A 17,950-nucleotide genomic window follows, 5' to 3' on the forward strand; every position below is an offset into this window, starting at 1 on the left:
AGCCGGTATGGATCTCACCCATCGTCCGCGACGGCTTCGCCAGGACCGCGTTCGCGGGCTCGTCAGCGAGACGAGCCTCGAGCCGGCCGACCTCATCGCCCCGGTGTTCGTCGACGCGACGACCGACGAGCGCCGCCCGATCGAGACGATGCCCGGTCACGAGCGGGTGCCGATCGACGAGGCCGTCGCCCGCGTCGAGGAGGTGCTTGAGACGGGCGTGGAAGCCGTCATGCTCTTCGGCATCCCCGAGTCGAAGGATCCGGAGGGCACTCGCGCCTGGGCGCCCGACGGCGTCGTCCAGGAGGCGACCCGTCGAATTACGGCCGAGACCGACGCCTACGTGATCACCGACGTCTGCCTCTGCGAGTACACCGACCACGGCCACTGCGGTCCCCTCGAGGAGGAACTCCGGGGCGAAGACGTCACGGAGGGCGGTCCCGCCTGCGAGCCGACGCTGACCGTCGACAACGACGCCGCCCTCGAGTCGCTGGATCGGATCGCCGTCTCCCACGCGGAGGCCGGCGCGGACATGATCGCGCCCAGCGGGATGATGGACGGGATGGTCGCGGCGATCCGCGAGGGGCTGGATCGCGAGGGGTTCGAGCACGTCCCGATCATGAGCTACGCGGCGAAGTACGAGAGCGCCTTCTACGGCCCGTTCCGCGACGCGGCCGACGGCGCCCCCGCCTTCGGCGATCGGCGTCACTACCAGATGGATCCCGCCAACGCCCGCGAGGCGATGCGGGAGGTCCGACTGGACGTCGAGCAGGGCGCCGACGTCCTGATGGTCAAACCCGCGCTGCCGTACCTCGATATCGTCGCCGACCTCCGCCGGGAGTTCGACCACCCCGTCGCCGCCTACAACGTCTCCGGGGAGTACGCGATGCTCCAGGCCGCGAGCGAGAAGGGGTGGCTCGACCTCGAGGCCGTCGCCCACGAGTCGCTGCTGTCGATCAAACGGGCGGGCGCGGACCTGATCCTCACCTACTTCGCCGAGGACGTCGCGGCGGCGCTCTCGAACTGACGCGGAGGATGCCCGGACGCACGCACCGTCAGTCGACGACTGTGACGCCGAAACGGAACCCGTTGACCCATCGTTTGAACGATCGTCTACCGAGGTTCGGTGACGGCCGACGAGTGGCAACATCTGCCGCGCGTGCGGTCTCGAGAGCCCGCTCGGTGGCCGACAGAAACGATTCACCGCCACTTCGACTTTACTGAGCGCTACGATTGTCGAATAGATAACGGCCGATCGAAACGGACGCGAGATTCTATTCCCTTATATGGACTAGATTCCCTTTGAACTTGCTCGCATTTCACTAAGGAGCACACATATCTACCCGTTTGTCAACGCTGATCCTTATACGTAAGTGGTCCATCAGCGTTAGACGTGATTCAGAACATAATCGTGCGTTCGATCGGCTCGTTCGTGGACATACGTCTGCAAATTTTCGGCGGCGATGAGGGCGTCGCGGAGGTGAGCGGCTGATGGAACCGACGCTGCTTCAGAGCGACGTCGAGGTGTTGACCGAGGCGATCAACTACACCTGGATCCTGGTTGCGACGTTCCTCATCTTCTTCATGCACGCCGGCTTCGCCATGCTCGAGGCGGGCCAGGTGCGCTCGAAGAACGTCGCGAACCAGCTGACGAAGAACCTGCTGACCTGGAGCGTCGGCGTGACGGTCTTCTTCCTCGTCGGCGTCGGCGTCGAGGGACTCGTCGCCGGGAGCGGGTTCGAACCCGCATTCGCGGGCGACGCGACGAGCTGGATCGACTGGCTGTACGGCGCCGTCTTCGCGATGACCGCGGCGACGATCGTCTCGGGGGCCGTCGCCGGCCGCGCGAAGCTGCGCGCGTACGTCACCTACACGTTCCTGCTGGCCGCGGTCATCTACCCGGTCGTCACCGGACTCACGTGGGCCGGCGGGCACATCGAGACCCTGGTCGGGACGCCCTTCGCCGACTTCGCGGGCGGGATGATCGTCCACGGGATGGGCGGCATCGCCGGCCTCACCGCCGCCTGGGTGCTGGGTCCGCGCATGGACCGGTACAACGAGGACGGCAGCGTCAACGTCATCCCGGGTCACTCGCTGACGTTCGCCGTGCTGGGGACACTGATCCTCGCCTTTGGCTGGTATGGCTTCAACGTCGGCACCTCGGCGATCATGGGCGAGGGCGCGTTCCTCGGCGATCAGCTCGGCCGCGTCGCCATGGCCACGACGGTCTCGATGGCCTGCGGTGCGATGGGCGCCGGGCTCGTCGCGTGGGCGAAGACCGGCAAGGTCGACACGCTGTACGTCGCCAACGGGCTGCTCGCGGGCCTGGTCGGGATCACCGCGATCCCCGACACCGTCGCCTGGTGGGGCGCGTTTGTCGTCGGCGGCCTCGCCGGCGCGCAGCTACCGATCGTCTTCGAGTTCGTCGAACGGACCCTGAAGATCGACGACGTCTGTGCGGTGTTTCCGGTCCACGGCTCGGCGGGCGTGCTCGGTACCCTGCTGTTCCCGTTCGTCGCCGCGCCGGGCGTCGTCGATAGCGTCGCGAACGCATTCGTCGCCCAGCTAACCGGCGTCGTTCTGATCACCGCCTGGACGGTCGGTGCAACCGGCCTCATCTGGTACGGCTTCAAGGCCGCCGGACAGGCCCGCGTCACCCCCGAACACGAACGCGACGGCCTCGACGTCTCCGAACACGGCGTCGACACCTACCCCGAGTTCGGCCGGCCCGACGTCGCGACCGACGGCGGTTCGAGCGACGTTATCCGCGCCGACGGGGGCGAGCCGAACGACGGGGCGATCAAGCTGGTCACGGCGATCGTCCGCCCCGACCGCCTCGGCGCGGTCAAGCAGTCGCTGGCGGAGGCGGGCGCGCCGTCGCTGACGGTTACGAACGTCTCGGGCCGCGGTTCCCAGCCCGCCAAGAAGGGCCAGTGGCGCGGCGAGGAGTACACCGTCGATCTCCACCAGAAGGTCAAAATCGAGTGCGTCGTCGCCGACATCCCCGCCGACGAGGTCGTCGACGCGATCCGCGAGGGCGCTAACACCGGCGAGCCCGGCGACGGGAAGATCTTCGTCACGCCCGTCGAGCGCGCGGTACAGATCCGTACCGGGAAGACGGGGACCGACGCGGTGTAGGCGATCGGCGCGGCCCCTCCCGAAACCGTCTCGTCCTCGCCTCGAGCGCGACGAGCGAACCTCGGTACTACTTTGCCGCCGGACCGACAAGGACCGCTCATGAACGACGAGCAGTCACGCGACCTGTACGACCGCGCGCTGTCGGTCATGCCCGGCGGCGTCAACTCGGCGGTTCGCGCGGCGATCGAACCCTATCCGTTCTTCGTCCGGAAGGGCGACGGCGGCCACGTCGTGGACGCGGACGGCAACCGGTACATCGACTGGGTGATGGGGCTGGGTCCGCTATTGCTGGGCCACGACCTGCCCGAGTCGGTTCGAGCCGGAATTCAGCGGAACGCCAGCGAGGGGCCAATGTACGGCGCACCCTCGGAGATCGAGGTCGACCTCGCGGAGTTCGTCGTCCGCCACGTTCCCAGCGTCGAGAAGATCCGCTTCGTCAACTCGGGCACCGAGGCGACGACCTCCGCGGTGCGACTCGCGCGCGGATACACGGGACGGAACAAGATCGTCGTCATGCAGGGCGGCTACCACGGTGCTCAGGAGTCGACGCTGGTCGAGGGCGACGCCGACGATCCCGCGCCGTCCTCGGCGGGAATTCCCCAGTCCTTCGCCGAGCACACCCTCCCGGTACCGTTCAACGACGAAGCGGCGGTACGGGAGGTCTTCGAGGAGCACGGCGACGATATCGCGGCCGTCCTCACCGAGCCGATCCTGGGGAACAAGGGGATCGTCTACCCCGAGGACGACTACCACGAGTTCCTCCGGGAGATCACCGACGAGCACGGCACCCTGCTGATCTTCGACGAGGTAATCACGGGCTTTCGCGTCGGCGGCCTGGGCTGTGCCCAAAGCGAGTTCGGCGTCACGCCCGATCTGACGACGTTCGGCAAGATCGTCGGCGGCGGGTTCCCGGTCGGTGCGATCGGCGGCCGCGCCGAGATTATCGAGCAGTTCGCGCCCTCGGGACCGGTGTTCCAGGCGGGGACCTTCTCGGGCCACCCCGTCACGATGGCCGCGGGCCTCGAGACCCTGCAGTTCGCCGCCGAAAACGGCGTCTACGACCACGTCGACGAGCTCGGCGATCGCCTGCGGCACGGGCTGACGGAGATCCTCGCCGACCAGGCGCCGAGCTACACCGTCACCGGCACCGACAGCATGTTCAAGGTGGTCTTCACTCGGGACGGACCGGGCGCGAACTCCCTCGAGGAGCAGTGCGAGGCCGGCTGTCGGCAGCGGCCGGCCTGTCCGCGCTACGACACCTGTCCGAAAAACGGCGCCGACGTGGCCGCCGCCGAGACCGACCGCTGGCGGCGGATCTTCTGGGGACAGATGAAAGCCCAGGGCGTGTTCCTCTCACAGAACCAGTTCGAGTGCCAGTTCGTCAGCTACGCCCATACCGACGAGGACGTCGAGAAGACCCTCGAGGCGTACAAGGAGGCGCTGTAGGCGCGGCGCGGATGCCCGCTCCCGTCCACGAGCGCGACCGCGACGTGTCGTCGGCCTGCGGGAGGGCTCGAGCGCGACCCGACGGCCGCGAGGCGTGATCGACGTCGACCTCCCCTCGAGCGCGGCGGAGTTGGACTGGGCCCGCGCCGTCGAGCGGTTGCTGTATCTCTTCCCGTCGGTGATCGGCGTCGGCGTCGTCGGCGCGCTTCGGGAGGCCGACCTCGGCGTCCCGCTGCTCGGACGGGGGCTGGTCCTGATCGGCACGTTCGGGTACACGGTCCTGAGTCTCGGGCTGGCGGGGGCGGTGTTTCTGGACGCCCGCCGCGTGCATCGGCAGCCGCTGGCGAGCGGCGAGTGGCGGCCGAACCCGTGGCTCAACGCCGGCTTCGCGCTGCTGTGGGCGCCGCTGGCTGGCGTCGTCTACCTCTTTCGGCGCCACCGCCGCTTCGGGACCCCGCCGGGGCAAAGCGGCTGGTGGCTCGCCGTCGCGGTCTCGCTCGCGGCGACCGTGATCGGACTGATGGCGGCGGGGATCGCCGTCGTCCTCGCGTTTCCGTCGTCGTTGCTGACGGTGGTCGGGTTCGCCGGCGCGGTCGCGTTCGGCGCGTTCCCGGTCGCGATCCACCGGGACGCGGCCTACGTCTGCACTCGAAACGACGCCTGGCGGCCCAACCCCGGACTCTACCTGGGACTCGCCTTTCTGAGCCTCTCGATCGCACCGCTGCAGCCGCTGCTCGCGGGGTACTACCTCCTGCGCCGGCGAGAATCCCTCGGAACGCCGTAGCCTCAGTCCGACGCGGTGACGATCTCCGGGCGGTAGCTATCGATGGCCTCGAGGACGGCCTGACGGTCCGCCTCGTCGACGTCGAACTCGGCCAGCGCGTCGTCGAGGTGGGTCGCGATCGCGTCGAACTCGGTCGGCGTGATCCCCATTCCCTCGTGGACCGCCTCCATCTCCGCGCCCGAGTAGTCGACCGGTCCCCCGGTCACGGAGCTGATAAACTGCGTCTGGTGGATGCGCTGTTTCTGCATGTCGGTATCCTCGAAGTAGTAGGCGACCCGTTCGTCCGCCATAACGCGGTCGTAGAACTCGTCGACGACGGCACCGATCGCGTCCTGACCGCCGAGTCGATCGTACAGCGTGTCTGTCATCGCGTATGGGTTGCGACTTCCGACTGATAAACCCCGCCCCGAATATGTTTCGGAGAAAGAATGTTTGTGAACGACAGCCACGGTACTCGGGATCGCGCGTCGAATCCGGGTCAGGGATCGATCTCGAGCCCAGGAAGACGGCTCTCCGCGGGTCGTCCGACAAGCGTGCGCTTTTCATACCTCAGGCGACGAGTACCGCCCATGAGAACGCGCGGGACGTTGCGACTGGCGACGCGGGGGTCGGACCTGGCCCGGCGGCAGGCCGCCCTCGTACAGGAGGCCCTCGAGGACCGACGGTACGAGGTCGAACTGGTCACCGTCGAGACGAAAGGCGACCAGATCCGAGACGAACTGATCCACCAGTTGGGGAAGACGGGGGCGTTCGTCCGCGAGCTCGACGAACGGGTCCTCGAGGGCGAGGTCGACGGGGCGATCCACTCGATGAAGGACATGCCGACCGACCAGCCCGACGAGCTGGTGACCGCGGCGGTTCCCGAACGGGGACGACCGGGAGACGCCCTCGTCACGCCCGACGGGGCGACGCTGGGGGAGCTGCCCGACGGCGCGACCGTCGGCACCTCGAGCCTGCGCCGGCGCGCACAGCTGCTGTCGGAACGGCCCGACCTCGAAGTCGAGCCGCTGCGGGGGAACGTCGACACACGCCTCGAGAAGCTGCTCGCGCCCGGGCTCCAGGAGGAACACCAGGAGCGCAGCGAGGCCGATAAGGAACGGAAGGCCAATACTGGCGACGACGACTTCGAGCCGGAGTACGACCGCAGCGTCGACGAGTGGTTCGACGCGCTCTCAGAGATCGAGAAAGGGGCGCTGGGGCGAGAAGTCGAGACCGAGTACGACGCGATCGTACTCGCCGAGGCCGGCCTCGAGCGCAGCGGGCTCGACCACTACGTCGACTACCGACAGCTCTCGCCGACGACGTTCGTCCCCGCGCCCGGACAGGGCGCGCTGGCGGTCACCGCGGTCGACGGCGAGACCGCCCGCGAGATCCAGTCGCTGATCGATCACCCGCGCAGTCGCGTCGAGACGGCCGTCGAGCGCACTGTCCTCGCCGAACTGGGTGGAGGCTGTATCGCCCCGATCGGCGTCTACGCCGTCCTCCAGGGCGAGTACGTCCACGCGTCGGTCACTGTCTTCGACCGCGACGGCGAGGAGTCCGTGACCGCCAGCCGGGACCTTCCGGTCGACCGTCACGTCGAGGCCGCCCGCGCGTTCGCCGCCGATCTCGCCGACCGGGGCGCCGCGGCGCTGATCGAGGCCGCCCGCGAGGACGACGCCGAACCCGAGCGGGAGGAACGACCGGAGGGCAAGTAGATGAGCGAGCCCGGCGACCCGAAACCGGGAACCGTCTACCTCGTCGGCAGCGGGCCCGGCGATCCCGAGCTGTTGACCGTCAAGGCCAAACGCCTGCTCGAGCGCGCCGACGTCGTCCTCCACGACAGGCTTCCGGGCCCGGCGATCATCGATCAGCTTCCGGCCGATCGCTGCGAGGACGTCGGCAAGCGGGCGGGCGGGGATCGAACGCCCCAGTCCGAGATCAACGAGCGACTCGTCGAACTCGCCCGCGAGGGGAACTCGATCGTCCGGCTGAAGGGCGGGGACTCGTTCGTCTTCGGCCGCGGGGGCGAGGAAGCGGAGTACCTCGCGGCCCGCGACGTTCCCTTCGAGGTCGTCCCCGGAGTCACCTCGGCCACCGCCGCGCCCGCGGTCGCCGGAATCCCGATCACCCACCGCGACCACGCCTCGTCGGTCTCGCTGGTCACGGGTCACGAGGACCCCGACAAGGAGGAGTCGGCAGTCGACTGGGAGGCCCTGGCCGCCCTCGGCGGCACCATCGTCGTCCTGATGGGAGTCAGTCGACTGCCGGACTACACCGACGCGCTCCTCGAGGCTGGCGCCGACCCCGAGACGCCGGTCGCGCTCGTCGAGCGCGCGACCTGGCCGGAACAACGGGTCGCAACTGGCACCCTCGAGACGATCGTCGCGGCCCGCGACGAGGTCGGCATCGAATCGCCCGCGGTGACCGTCGTCGGCGAGGTCGCGGCGACCAGGGATCGGGTCCTCGAGTACCTCGCGAACGAACCCGACGGCGAGCCCGTCGAGCCGGACACGGAGGTGTGATCGCGTGCGAGACCTCTCTGTCGCCGTGTTTCGGCCCGACGACGAGCGCCTCGCCGACGCCGTCGAACTGCTCGAGTCGCTGGGTGCGACCCCGGTTCCCGACCCGATGCTGTCGGTCGAGGCCACGGACGCGACGCCCCGCGAGGACGCCGACTACGCCGTCCTGACGAGCAAGACGGGCGCGGAGCTGGTCGCCGACTCCGGCTGGGAGCCCGGTTCGGCCACCGTCTGCGCGATCGGCCCGAAGACCGCCGACGCCGTCCGCCGAGCCGGCTACGCGGTCGACGTCGTCCCCGAGGAGTACACCTCGAGCGGGCTGGTCGACGCCCTCGCCGACGAGCTCGACGGCGCCCGCGTCGAGGTCGCCCGCAGCGACCACGGCAGCCCCGTCCTGCTCTCGGGGTTCGAGGCCGCCGGGGCGTACGTCCACGAGACGGTCCTCTACCGACTCGTCCGTCCTGCGGGGAGCGGCGAATCGACCGAGCGCGCCGCCGCGGGCGAGCTCGACGCCGCCTGCTTTACGTCCTCGCTGACCGTCGAGCACTTCCTCGAGGCCGCCGCCGACCGCGGCCTGTACGAGGAGGCGATCGCGGGACTGGAAGCGGCCACCGTCGGCGTCATCGGCGAGCCGACCCGCGAGACCGCCCTCGAGCGGGGGATCGACGTCGATCTGGTCGCGAGCGAGGCGACCTTCGACGCGCTGGCCCACGAGACCGTCGAGGCGGCTGCGCCGATCTCCCGCGATTGAACCACCGCGGCCGAGACAGTCTCGCCCTCTAATGGGGTGCAACGCCGTCGCAAACCGGAACTGGCAAGGACGCTCCCTACTTCCCTCGAGCCCCTACCGACGGCGAGATGACGAACGTACGAACCCCCGGGATCGACGGCATCGATCTCGATCCGCCGGGCTCGGTCGGAACCCGGGTCGCGTTTTTCGTCCTCTGGGGTATCGACATGGTCGCCGCGACCCTGTTTTTCGTCGTGCCGTACGCGACCGAACTCAACCCTGTCACCGTGCGGTTCTACGAGCTGTTCGGGCTCCCGGGCGTTCCTCTCGCCGCGATCTGTTATGCCGGGGCCGTGGTCGCGATCGGACACCTCCTCTCGGATCCGATCGATCGGCGGTTCGTCGGCGCGGTGGTGCTCGCCTACCTCGTGTTCGCGACCAACAACGTCGTCCTGTTGCTCTCGGGACACTCCCCGCTGGGCGTCTGAGGACACGAGGACCGGAGGTTTATCCCCGAAGCCGACTCACCATTGACCGATGCACCGATGACCGGGCCGGTTCCCGAACTCGCCGAGCGAGCGACCGCCTGCGCGGAGCACCTCCGCGACCGCGATCGCGTCCTGCTCGCCTCCCACATCGACGCCGACGGACTGACCAGCGCCGCGATCGCCGCGACCGCCCTCGAGCGCGCGGCGATCCCATTCGAGGCCGTCTTCGAGAAACAGCTCGACGAGGCGGCGATCGCCGACATCGCCGCGACCGAGTACGACACCGTCCTCTTTACCGACTTCGGAAGCGGACAGCTCGAGACCATCGGCGACCACGAGGACGCGGGCGCGTTCACGCCCGTCGTCGCTGACCACCACCAGCCCGCCGACCGCGACACCGAGTACCACCTCAACCCGCTGTTGTTCGGGATCGACGGAGCCTCCGAACTGTCCGGCGCGGGCGCGAGCTACGTCCTCGCGCGGGCGCTTGCGGACGTTACCGACGCACCGACCGACGGGGTCGCGGCCGACGGCGGCACCGCGACGGCCCGCGCCGACAACCGCGATCTCGCCGCGCTGGCGGTCGTCGGTGCCGTCGGCGACATGCAGGCCTCCGGCGGCGAGCTTCACGGCGCCAACGAGGGGATCGTCGCCGAGGGCGTCGAGGCCGGCGTCCTCGAGACCGGGACCGACCTCGCGCTCTACGGCAAGCAGACCCGCCCGCTGCCGAAGTTCCTCGAGTACGCCACCGACGTTCGCATCCCGGGGATCTCGGGCGATCAAGGCGGCGCGTTACGGTTTCTGGACGACCTGGACCTCGAGTTGAAGGCCGACGGAGAGTGGCGCTGCTGGGCCGAGCTTACCGCCGAGGAGAAACGGACCGTCGCGAGCGCCCTCGTCAAGCGGGCCGTCTCGCGGGGCGTCCCCGCGCCCAAGATCGATCGCCTCGTCGGCACCAGCTACGTCCTCAGCGAGGAGCCCGTCGGAACCGAACTGCGGGACGCCAGCGAGTTCTCGACGCTGCTGAACGCGACCGCCAGATACGAGCGGGCCGACGTCGGATTGAGCGTCTGTCTGGGCGACCGGGACGAGGCCCTCGATCGCGCCCGGACCCTGCTACGGAACCACCGTCGGAACCTCTCGGAGGGGATCGACCTCGTCACCGAGGAGGGGGTCACCCACGAGGAGCACGTCCAGTGGTTCCACGCCGGCGACCGCATCCGCGAGACGATCGTCGGCATCGTCGCCGGGATGGCGATGGGCAACGCGGGCGTCAGTCGCTCGAAACCGATTATCGCGTTTGCCGAGAAGAGCGCGGAGCGTGACGCAGCAAACTCGAGCGGCGACGCCGCTGGCGAGGAAGGCGGCGGAGCCGACGTCGCCGAGGAGGTCAAGGTCTCCGCCCGCGGCACGCACGGTCTCGTTCGCGAGGGACTCGACCTCTCGGTCGTGATGGGCGAGGCCTCCCGCGCCGTCGGCGGCGACGGCGGCGGTCACGACGTCGCTGCCGGCGCGACGGTCCCCGCGGGTCGCGAGGCGGAGTTCGTCGAGCGCGCCGACGATCTCGTCGGCGAGCAACTGTCCTGACGTCGTCGGCACCGGCGACGCGCTCCGAGAGGAACTGAACCGATTCACACACCGATCGCAGTGCAGTCCGGCAATCGGGCGTGCAGTGGCAGTCAGTTTCCCCTCTCGCCGGGAGTTCGGTCCCGATACCGCACCCGTAATAGACGCTGGTACCGCACTTATGCTGTCTTCTCGAGGATCGTTCCTCCGTCCGTTCCGTACGGGCTGACGGTTACGAACACGCTACAGACGGGACCGTTCGCGTCCTCCGACAGCGGGGTCCGTCTCGTCGGCGTCGCCTCGGTTCGGTGTTCTATATCGCTCTATGTAGTTTATCAGAAAACGGTCCGCGAGCGCGGCGTCCGCAGCGGTCGAGAGCCGCGGCTCGAGCGGTCGAAGTACGGTGTCGTTACCGGGTCGAACGGGACCGTTACCGAGCGGATCCGTCGGGGACCGCACCGGCCAGCGAGACGTCGGCCAGCGCCGCTCGGATCTCGGCCGGATCGGCCCGGTTTTCGAGACGGCCGTGGAGTCGGGACATACACTCGAGCAGCCCCTCGACCGCGGCGTGGCGGGTCGAAACGCGCCCGATGCGCTCGGTGATCTCGCGGTCCTCGAACAGACACTGGTACTGGAGTTCCCAGCAGAACCCCAGCCCGAGGCCGGGATGGGAGCAGTCGGCGGGCGTGCGGTCCGCAACGAGTTCGATCGGCGGTCGAGCGCGACGGTACGCGAGGCGGTCGCGACAGCACTCGACCGGCCCCCATCCCGGCGGAAGCGCCTCGAGTGGGACGGGGTGTTGATCGGATGACATCGTAGCCCGCTATCCGGGTGAGAGGGATGGTGGTGCCGCTTGCGTGCGCATACTCGGTATGTAGTAACCCCGTACCGTATCAGCGAAGTTACTAGCGTCCGCGTTACCTGATGACACAGCAACCGATCGTCCGACTTTTGTCCCCGCTCGCGTTCGTACACGGTATGGCAGAGTTCGATCCCGAGAAGTTCGAGGACAAGTACGCCAACTACTTCCCCGAACTCCAGCAGGCCTACAAGAACGCGTTTAATCGGATGAACGACCGCTACGACTCCGAGCTCGTCCACGCGATCGACCAGCAGGTCTTGAACGAGAGCGAGCCCTTCTACGAGGGAAACGGCGAGTTTCGCGTCGAGCTTCCCGACGACCCCTACGAGCGGGTAACCGGCGTCCTCGTCGAGGAGGAGCGCTTCGAGGAGGTCCTCGAGGTCCACGTCGAGGAGATCGAACGCGAACTCGAGCGGGTCTTCGATTTCGACTAAGGGGAAGCGACGGAAGGTTTAGGGAGGTTCGCCCCCAACGGCGAGACATGAGCACCGAAACTCAGGACGGAGACGACCTCGAGGACCGCGTCGCGAACTTTCTGCGACGGAACTTCCCGCAGATCCAGATGCACGGCGGATCGGCGGCGATTCAGGATCTCGACCGCGAAACCGGCGAGGTCTCGATCGCCCTCGGCGGCGCCTGCAGCGGCTGCGGCATCTCGCCGATGACGATCCAGGCGATCAAGAGCCGGATGGTCAAGGAGATCCCCGAGATCGAGCAGGTCAACGCCCACACCGGAATGGATGGCGGCGACGAGATGGGCGGCGGTATGAGCCCCTCGTTCCCCGGCGAAACCGTCGACGACGGCGAGCCCGACGAGGGTCCGGAAGCCCCGTTCTAGAACGTCGCCGTTCTCGGTTCGCTCTCGTGTTTTTCGACCCGAAAGCGCCGCCTACCGAAGACCGCGTCCCCGCTCCCACGTCCGAACGAGCGCCGCGAGGACGCGGTTCGTCGGCGTCTCGAGCCCGCGTGCGGTCGCGCGCTCGAGGACGTACCCGTTGATCGCGTCGATCTCGGTCCGCCGTTCGGCGCGGACGTCCTGGCGCATCGAGGAGGTGTTCGCGGCCGTCTCCGTCGCGACCGCCTCGAGGGCGGCCAGCGCCTCGCGGTTCGAGAGGACGACCCCCTCGGCGCGGGCGACGCGGGCGGTCTCGCGAGTCGCGCTCCGGGCGAGGTCGTTCGCGGGGGCTTCGAGGACCGCGCCGTTGTCGGTCGCGGTCAGCGCGGTCACGGCGTTGATCCCGGCGTTGACCGCGAGCTTCTCCCACAGGTGGCGGGGCATCCCGTCCGAAACGGTCGTCTCGAGGCCCGCCGATTGGAAGGCCGCGCCGACCCGGTCGGCGATCGCGGAGTGGCGTCCGCGGCGGTCGCCGAGGACGACCTCGCCGTGTCCCGTACACTCGACGACGCCCGGATCCCGCAGGACCGCCCCGTAGGAGGCGGTTCCGGCGAGGACGGGACACTCGAGCGCGTCCGCGAGTACCCCCTCGTTTCCCATCCCGTTCTGCAGGGAGAGAACGGCCTCGAACGCGCCCGTCGCGAGGGTGTCGGCCGCTCGGGGCGTGTCGTAGGACTTGACCGTCACGATCGCGAGATCGGCCGCGATCCCCGCTCCGTCGGTCGTCGCCCGCGGCGCGACGTCGGCTCCGAGTTCGCCCTCGAGGACGAGCCCGCGCTCGCGGACGGCGTCGACGTGGTCTTCACGACCGACGAGGGTCACGTCGTGTTCGCGCGCGAGGACGGCGCCGACGAGGCTCCCGAGGCTGCCGGCGCCGAAGATGACGATCTCCATCGGCCGACGGTGGTGGCGGAGCGGTGAAAACGGTTGTCGTTAGTCCTCGGTCCAGTAGTACAGTTCCTCCCGGTCGGCGCCGCAGGACGGACAGCTCCGGGGCAGGTCCGAGTCGAGCCGCCCCATCTCGCCACACTCCCAGCACCGCCACATCAGTTCGGCTTCGCCGAAGGCCTGCCCCGAGCGGACGTGTTCGACGCTCATCCCCTCGAGTCCCTCGCGCATCGTCACGTAGAACCCCTCCTCGTCGAAGCCGCGGATCCGACCCACCGGCGTTCCCGCTTCGGTGTAGATCCTCGTTCCGAACCCGAGCCGGGGCGTTTCGTCGTTCTCTGACATGGTCCTGTATAACGTTTTCCAAGAGTATAAAGGGTGGACGGCCCCGAACGCCTCGTTCGACCGGAAGTCTCCGGGTCGGCCGATCGTCGGCGCCCCTTCGTAAACCACTATCTGCAATATAGAAGCAGCACCGAGGCGATCGTGGGTTTCCTCCACCACGCACTTGCGGGTGGGTTGCAAACGTGTGGATATGCGTGACGATTCCGACGACGGGGTTCGCGTCTGGCTGGTCGAGCGGACGTATTCCGACGACGAACAGAACCTCATCATCCTCACCTACGCTACCCCCGACGGGCAACGATACTTCCGGAAGGAGCGGGCGCTCACTTCCTTTACCGACGTTCGCGACACGACCGCCGCCGTCGACGCTGACCCCGACAATCTCGGCTCGGTCGACGACGCGGATCTACAGGAACAGTACGCGGCCGAAGCGCGGCGAATGCGGAACGCACACGACCCCGACGACGTGATCTGACCTGCATCGACGCGGGCAGCACCGGGCCCGCGTGTTATGTCCAGCCGACTCCTACGCGTGGGCATGCGCGAACTCGTCTTCGCCCTCGAGTACGAGCCCGGGTGCAACAGGGTGGCGGACGCCCTCGCCGATCACCCCGACGCCCGGATCCGTTCGCTGTCACTGCACGCCACCGCCGAGCGCCTCTGGCGGGTCGACCACGTCACCGGCGGGCCGGCGGCCCTCGACGACATCGAGGACGCCTTCCTCACCGCCGACTACTATGCTGACTGTCTTGCCGCCGGGGACTGCGGGGCCACACAGGACACCCGCGTTCTCGACCACACCGACGACACGCTCGTCCTCTACTCCGACTGGGAGCGCACCCCCGACTGCGCGTCCGTCCCCCACATCGCCCGCGACCACCTCGGCGACGGTGTGTTGTTCGAGACGCGCCACGAGGGACGCCACTACACGTGGCGTATCATCCACTCCGGCGAGGGCGACGTGGCCGCGTTCTTCGACGACCTCGAGGCGGCGGTCGGCGACTGCGCCCGAACGGAGATGCTCCGGACGGCGGATACGTCGGCGCCGACCGGAGAGGCGGCGGCCGACCCGAGCAGGCTGTCCCCCGAGCAGGAGGCTGCCCTCCGGGCCGCCGTCGAACACGGGTACTACGAGTCGCCGCGCGAGGTCGACGTCGGCGATCTCGCCGACCACCTCGACGTGCCGCGGTCGACGCTCACGTATCGGCTCCGGCGGGCCGAGGAACGCCTGGCCAAGCGGTACGTCGCGGGCGAGCAACTGGCAGGCGGGACATCGACACCGCTCTAGCGGGGCGGAGTGGTTGGAATATTCCAACTAAGGCTTATCGAACTGACGCCCCTCCCTCGAGGTAATGACCGACGGATCAAGCGCGGCCGGGCGGGCGAACGGGGGCGGTCAGCGACAGGAGCTGACCGCCCGCCTCGCCGTCCCCGAGATGGACTGTCCCTCCTGCGCCCAGAAGGTCGACAAGAGCCTCCAGCGCGTCGACGGCGTCGTCGACGCCACGCTCCAGCCGACCACCGGCACGGCCACCGTCACCTACGACCCGACCCGCACTAGCGAACCCGACGTGGTCGAGGCGATCGAGGGCGCCGGCTACGAGGTCGTCGGGGGCACGGACGCCGACAGCGACGATGGCCGGGACGGGGCGCCCGACGGCGTCGACGTTGCGCCGCCGTCGGAGGTCTGGGCGAGTTCTCGAGCGAAGAAGACGTGGATCGGCGCGGCGTTCGTCACTCTCGGCCTGTTCGTCGAGTTTCTCCTCACCGCCCAGAACGTCGCGGTGGCGAGCGTCCTCGACTATCCGCTTCACGTCGCGGACGTGCTGTTCCTCGGCGCCGTCGCCGTCAGCGGCATCCCCGTCGTCCGCAGCGGGTACTACTCCGCGAAGAACCGGAGTCTCGACATCGACCTGCTGATGGGGACGGCGATCATCGCCGCGACCGGCATCGGCTACTTCGTCGAGGCCGCCACCCTCGCGGTGCTTTTCAGCATCGCCGAACTGCTCGAGGAGTACGCGATGGACAGGGCGCGGAACTCCCTGCGCGAGCTGATGGAGCTGTCGCCCGACGAAGCCACCGTCGTGCGTGGCGGCGAGGAAGTGACGGTGCCCGCCGACGAGGTGGAGGTGGGTGAGACCGTGGTCGTCCGACCCGGCGACAAGATCCCGCTCGACGGGACAGTCGTCGAGGGCGAGAGCGCGGTCGACCAGTCGCCGATCACCGGCGAGAGCGTCCCCGTCGACAAGACCGCCGGCGACGAGGTGTACGCCGGCGCGATCAACGAGGAGGGCTACCTCGAGGTGGAAGTCACGTCGACGGCGGGCGACTCGACGCTCTCGCGCATCATCGAGATGGTACAGGGCGCACAGGCGAAACAGACCGAGACCGAGCAGTTCGTCGACCGGTTCTCGGGCTACTACACGCCGGTCGTGGTCGTGCTGGCGATCCTGACCGCCGCTATCCCGCCGCTGGTCATCGCCGACCCCGTATCGGTCGATGTGGCCGGGTACGGGTTCACCTTCGCCGGCGACTGGCAGACGTGGTTCATCCGCGGGCTCACGCTGCTGGTGATCGCCTGCCCCTGCGCGTTCGTCATCTCGACTCCGGTGTCCGTGGTGTCGGGCATCACCAGCGCCGCGAAAAACGGCGTCCTGATCAAGGGCGGCAACTACCTCGAGGCGATGGGCGAGGTCGACGCCGTCGCCATCGACAAGACCGGAACGCTCACGAAGGGCGAACTCGCCGTCACCGACGTCGTCCCTGCCGGCGACACCGACGAGGTGACGCTGCTCCGCCACGCCGCCGGACTGGAACGGCGCAGCGAGCACCCCATCGCCGCGGCGATTCTCGCCCGCGCCGACGAGGCGGGCGTTGGCGATCTGCCCGACCCGACGGGCTTCGAGAGCCTGACGGGCAAGGGAATCCGCGGAGAGATCGACGTCTCCGGCGAAGCCAGAGGCTCGTCGGACGAGTCCGACGGTAGCGAGACGTACTACGCGGGAAAGCCCGCGCTCTTCGAGGAACTGGGCTTCGACCTCTCGCGGGCGCGCCGCGAGACGGACGGTGTCCCCGGGAGCGGAGCGACCGGGGGCTCGTCAGACCATCGGTCTGACGGTGGCGTCGTGGCGGAAGAGACGGCCGGGTCCGACGACGGAGCGTTCGCCGAGGACGCACTCGCCGCACTGGAGCGGGAGGGCAAGACGGTCGTCGTCGTCGGGACGGAATCGGAGCTGCTGGGTGCCATCGCCATCGCCGACGAGGTGCGTCCCGCCTCGAAGCGGGCCGTCCAGCGCCTGCAGGCGCTCGGTGTCGAGCGCGTCGTGATGCTGACTGGCGACAACGAGGGCACCGCCCGCGCCATCGCCGAGGAAGTCGGCGCCGACGAGTACCGCGCCGAACTCCTGCCGGACGAGAAGGTCGATGCGGTCGAGGAGTTGCAGGCGGAGTACGGCGAGGTTGCGATGGTCGGCGACGGAATCAACGACGCGCCCGCACTCGCCACCGCGGAGGTCGGCATCGCGATGGGCGCGGCCGGTACCGACACTGCACTCGAGACCGCGGACATCGCGTTGATGGGCGACGACGTCGGGAAACTCCCGTACCTGTACGAACTGTCGCACACTGCAAACGGCGTGATCCGACAGAACGTCTGGACGAGCCTCGGCGTGAAGTTCCTGCTCGCGCTCGGCGTGCCGCTGGGACTGGTGAGCGTCGCGGTCGCGGTCGTCGTCGGCGACATGGGGATGAGTCTCGGCGTCACCGGGAACGCGATGCGACTGTCGCGAATCGAACCCGATCGGCTCGAGTGACCGGTATCCCCAACTCGCAGCGAGCCGATCGTACCGACGGCGCAGTCTCGCTCGCCGGAGAACCTCGAGGGGGCGGTCAGTCCTCGGTCCAGTACATCAGGTCCTCCCTGCCGGTTCCGCAGTTCGGACACTCGTCGGGGAGGCCGTCGTCGATCTCGCCCATCTCGCCGCAGTCCATACACCGCCACATCAGTTCGGCCTCACCGAAGGCCTGCCCCGAACGGGCGTGCTCGACGCTCATCGCCTCGGCGCCCTCACGGGTCGTCACGAAGAATCCGCTCTGTTCGAAGCCCCGGACGCGACCGAGTTCGTTCCCGTCCTCGTCGTAGACTGGCTGGCCGAGATTGACCTCGTGGACGTCCTCGATCGCCTCTTCGTCGCCCTCGCTCGCCGGCGTCTCGCCAGTTTCTACCATGGGCCGCCGTACACCGGCGACGGCGATAAAGCTACAGCGTGCATTGTGCAAGCGGTCGTCCGGAGTTCCGCGCCGCGAGAGCC

19 protein-coding genes are annotated in these 17,950 nt (G+C 68.6%); 14 read left to right on the forward strand and 5 right to left on the reverse strand.

Annotated elements, in window-relative coordinates:
* The first annotated feature begins 7 nt into the window (after window positions 1-7).
* The 4 genes from hemB (at window position 8) to GWG54_RS02060 (ending at window position 5,365) form a co-directional block, all read left to right on the forward strand.
* Window positions 8-1,024 (forward strand): porphobilinogen synthase, encoded by a 1,017-nt coding sequence (gene hemB / locus GWG54_RS02045; RefSeq protein WP_167936192.1) that lies wholly within the window; start codon window positions 8-10, stop codon window positions 1,022-1,024.
* A 464-nt stretch (window positions 1,025-1,488) separates the two neighbouring features.
* Complete coding sequence (locus tag GWG54_RS02050) at window positions 1,489-3,135, forward strand: ammonium transporter (protein WP_167936193.1); 1,647 nt, start codon at window positions 1,489-1,491, stop codon at window positions 3,133-3,135.
* Window positions 3,136-3,234: 99 nt separating this feature from the next.
* Window positions 3,235-4,581 carry a glutamate-1-semialdehyde 2,1-aminomutase gene (locus GWG54_RS02055; RefSeq protein WP_167936194.1) on the forward strand — a complete coding sequence of 449 codons (1,347 nt, stop codon included), beginning with the start codon at window positions 3,235-3,237 and terminating at the stop codon, window positions 4,579-4,581.
* A gap of 97 nt (window positions 4,582-4,678) precedes the next feature.
* Window positions 4,679-5,365, forward strand: coding sequence for a hypothetical protein (locus tag GWG54_RS02060; RefSeq protein ID WP_167936279.1), 687 nt, complete (start codon window positions 4,679-4,681; stop codon window positions 5,363-5,365).
* 2 nt (window positions 5,366-5,367) lie between these two features.
* Here the strand turns inward: GWG54_RS02060 and GWG54_RS02065 are convergent, their stop codons facing one another.
* Window positions 5,368-5,733, reverse strand: a complete 366-nt coding sequence (locus GWG54_RS02065; protein WP_167936195.1) for a group 1 truncated hemoglobin — start codon at window positions 5,731-5,733, stop codon at window positions 5,368-5,370.
* Window positions 5,734-5,934: 201 nt separating this feature from the next.
* On the opposite strand from GWG54_RS02065, the gene hemC reads away from it, so the two are divergent.
* The 5 genes from hemC (at window position 5,935) to GWG54_RS02090 (ending at window position 10,671) form a co-directional block, all read left to right on the forward strand.
* Entirely contained in the window at window positions 5,935-7,062 is a 1,128-nt protein-coding gene (gene hemC, locus GWG54_RS02070; RefSeq protein ID WP_167936196.1) for a hydroxymethylbilane synthase, read from the forward strand.
* Window positions 7,063-7,869: a uroporphyrinogen-III C-methyltransferase gene (gene cobA / locus GWG54_RS02075; RefSeq protein ID WP_167936197.1), complete on the forward strand. Its 807-nt coding sequence runs from the start codon at window positions 7,063-7,065 to the stop codon at window positions 7,867-7,869.
* A gap of 4 nt (window positions 7,870-7,873) precedes the next feature.
* Complete coding sequence (locus GWG54_RS02080; RefSeq protein ID WP_167936198.1) at window positions 7,874-8,617, forward strand: uroporphyrinogen-III synthase; 744 nt, start codon at window positions 7,874-7,876, stop codon at window positions 8,615-8,617.
* 107 nt (window positions 8,618-8,724) lie between these two features.
* Complete coding sequence (locus GWG54_RS02085) at window positions 8,725-9,084, forward strand: hypothetical protein (RefSeq protein ID WP_167936199.1); 360 nt, start codon at window positions 8,725-8,727, stop codon at window positions 9,082-9,084.
* A gap of 57 nt (window positions 9,085-9,141) precedes the next feature.
* Entirely contained in the window at window positions 9,142-10,671 is a 1,530-nt protein-coding gene (locus GWG54_RS02090) for a DHH family phosphoesterase (protein ID WP_167936280.1), read from the forward strand.
* A 409-nt stretch (window positions 10,672-11,080) separates the two neighbouring features.
* Here GWG54_RS02090 and GWG54_RS02095 read toward each other — a convergent pair whose 3' ends face one another.
* A complete protein-coding gene (locus GWG54_RS02095; RefSeq protein WP_167936200.1) occupies window positions 11,081-11,464 on the reverse strand; it encodes a hypothetical protein in 384 nt (127 codons plus the stop codon).
* Between the two features lie 164 nt (window positions 11,465-11,628).
* On the opposite strand from GWG54_RS02095, the gene GWG54_RS02100 reads away from it, so the two are divergent.
* Both GWG54_RS02100 and GWG54_RS02105 read left to right on the forward strand, forming a co-directional pair.
* Complete coding sequence (locus tag GWG54_RS02100) at window positions 11,629-11,946, forward strand: DUF5783 family protein (RefSeq protein ID WP_167936201.1); 318 nt, start codon at window positions 11,629-11,631, stop codon at window positions 11,944-11,946.
* 47 nt (window positions 11,947-11,993) lie between these two features.
* The gene (locus GWG54_RS02105) at window positions 11,994-12,350 is read left to right on the forward strand and encodes a NifU family protein (RefSeq protein WP_008421065.1); all 357 of its coding nucleotides are present in this window, start codon (window positions 11,994-11,996) and stop codon (window positions 12,348-12,350) included.
* A gap of 51 nt (window positions 12,351-12,401) precedes the next feature.
* Here GWG54_RS02105 and GWG54_RS02110 read toward each other — a convergent pair whose 3' ends face one another.
* Together GWG54_RS02110 and GWG54_RS02115 are read right to left on the reverse strand one after the other, a co-directional pair.
* Complete coding sequence (locus GWG54_RS02110) at window positions 12,402-13,301, reverse strand: ketopantoate reductase family protein (protein WP_167936202.1); 900 nt, start codon at window positions 13,299-13,301, stop codon at window positions 12,402-12,404.
* 39 nt (window positions 13,302-13,340) lie between these two features.
* Complete coding sequence (locus GWG54_RS02115) at window positions 13,341-13,640, reverse strand: hypothetical protein (protein ID WP_167936203.1); 300 nt, start codon at window positions 13,638-13,640, stop codon at window positions 13,341-13,343.
* 190 nt (window positions 13,641-13,830) lie between these two features.
* On the opposite strand from GWG54_RS02115, the gene GWG54_RS02120 reads away from it, so the two are divergent.
* The 3 genes from GWG54_RS02120 (at window position 13,831) to GWG54_RS02130 (ending at window position 17,452) form a co-directional block, all read left to right on the forward strand.
* Entirely contained in the window at window positions 13,831-14,115 is a 285-nt protein-coding gene (locus GWG54_RS02120; protein ID WP_167936204.1) for a hypothetical protein, read from the forward strand.
* Window positions 14,116-14,178: 63 nt separating this feature from the next.
* Window positions 14,179-14,928 (forward strand): helix-turn-helix domain-containing protein, encoded by a 750-nt coding sequence (locus GWG54_RS02125; RefSeq protein WP_167936205.1) that lies wholly within the window; start codon window positions 14,179-14,181, stop codon window positions 14,926-14,928.
* Window positions 14,929-14,992: 64 nt separating this feature from the next.
* Window positions 14,993-17,452: a cation-translocating P-type ATPase gene (locus tag GWG54_RS02130; protein WP_167936206.1), complete on the forward strand. Its 2,460-nt coding sequence runs from the start codon at window positions 14,993-14,995 to the stop codon at window positions 17,450-17,452.
* Window positions 17,453-17,528: 76 nt separating this feature from the next.
* Here the strand turns inward: GWG54_RS02130 and GWG54_RS02135 are convergent, their stop codons facing one another.
* The gene (locus GWG54_RS02135) at window positions 17,529-17,867 is read right to left on the reverse strand and encodes a hypothetical protein (RefSeq protein ID WP_167936207.1); all 339 of its coding nucleotides are present in this window, start codon (window positions 17,865-17,867) and stop codon (window positions 17,529-17,531) included.
* Between the last annotated feature and the right edge of the window lie 83 nt (window positions 17,868-17,950).

The organism is Natronococcus sp. JC468 (assembly GCF_012163165.1).
Taxonomy (GTDB): Archaea; Halobacteriota; Halobacteria; order Halobacteriales; family Natrialbaceae; genus Natronococcus; species Natronococcus jeotgali.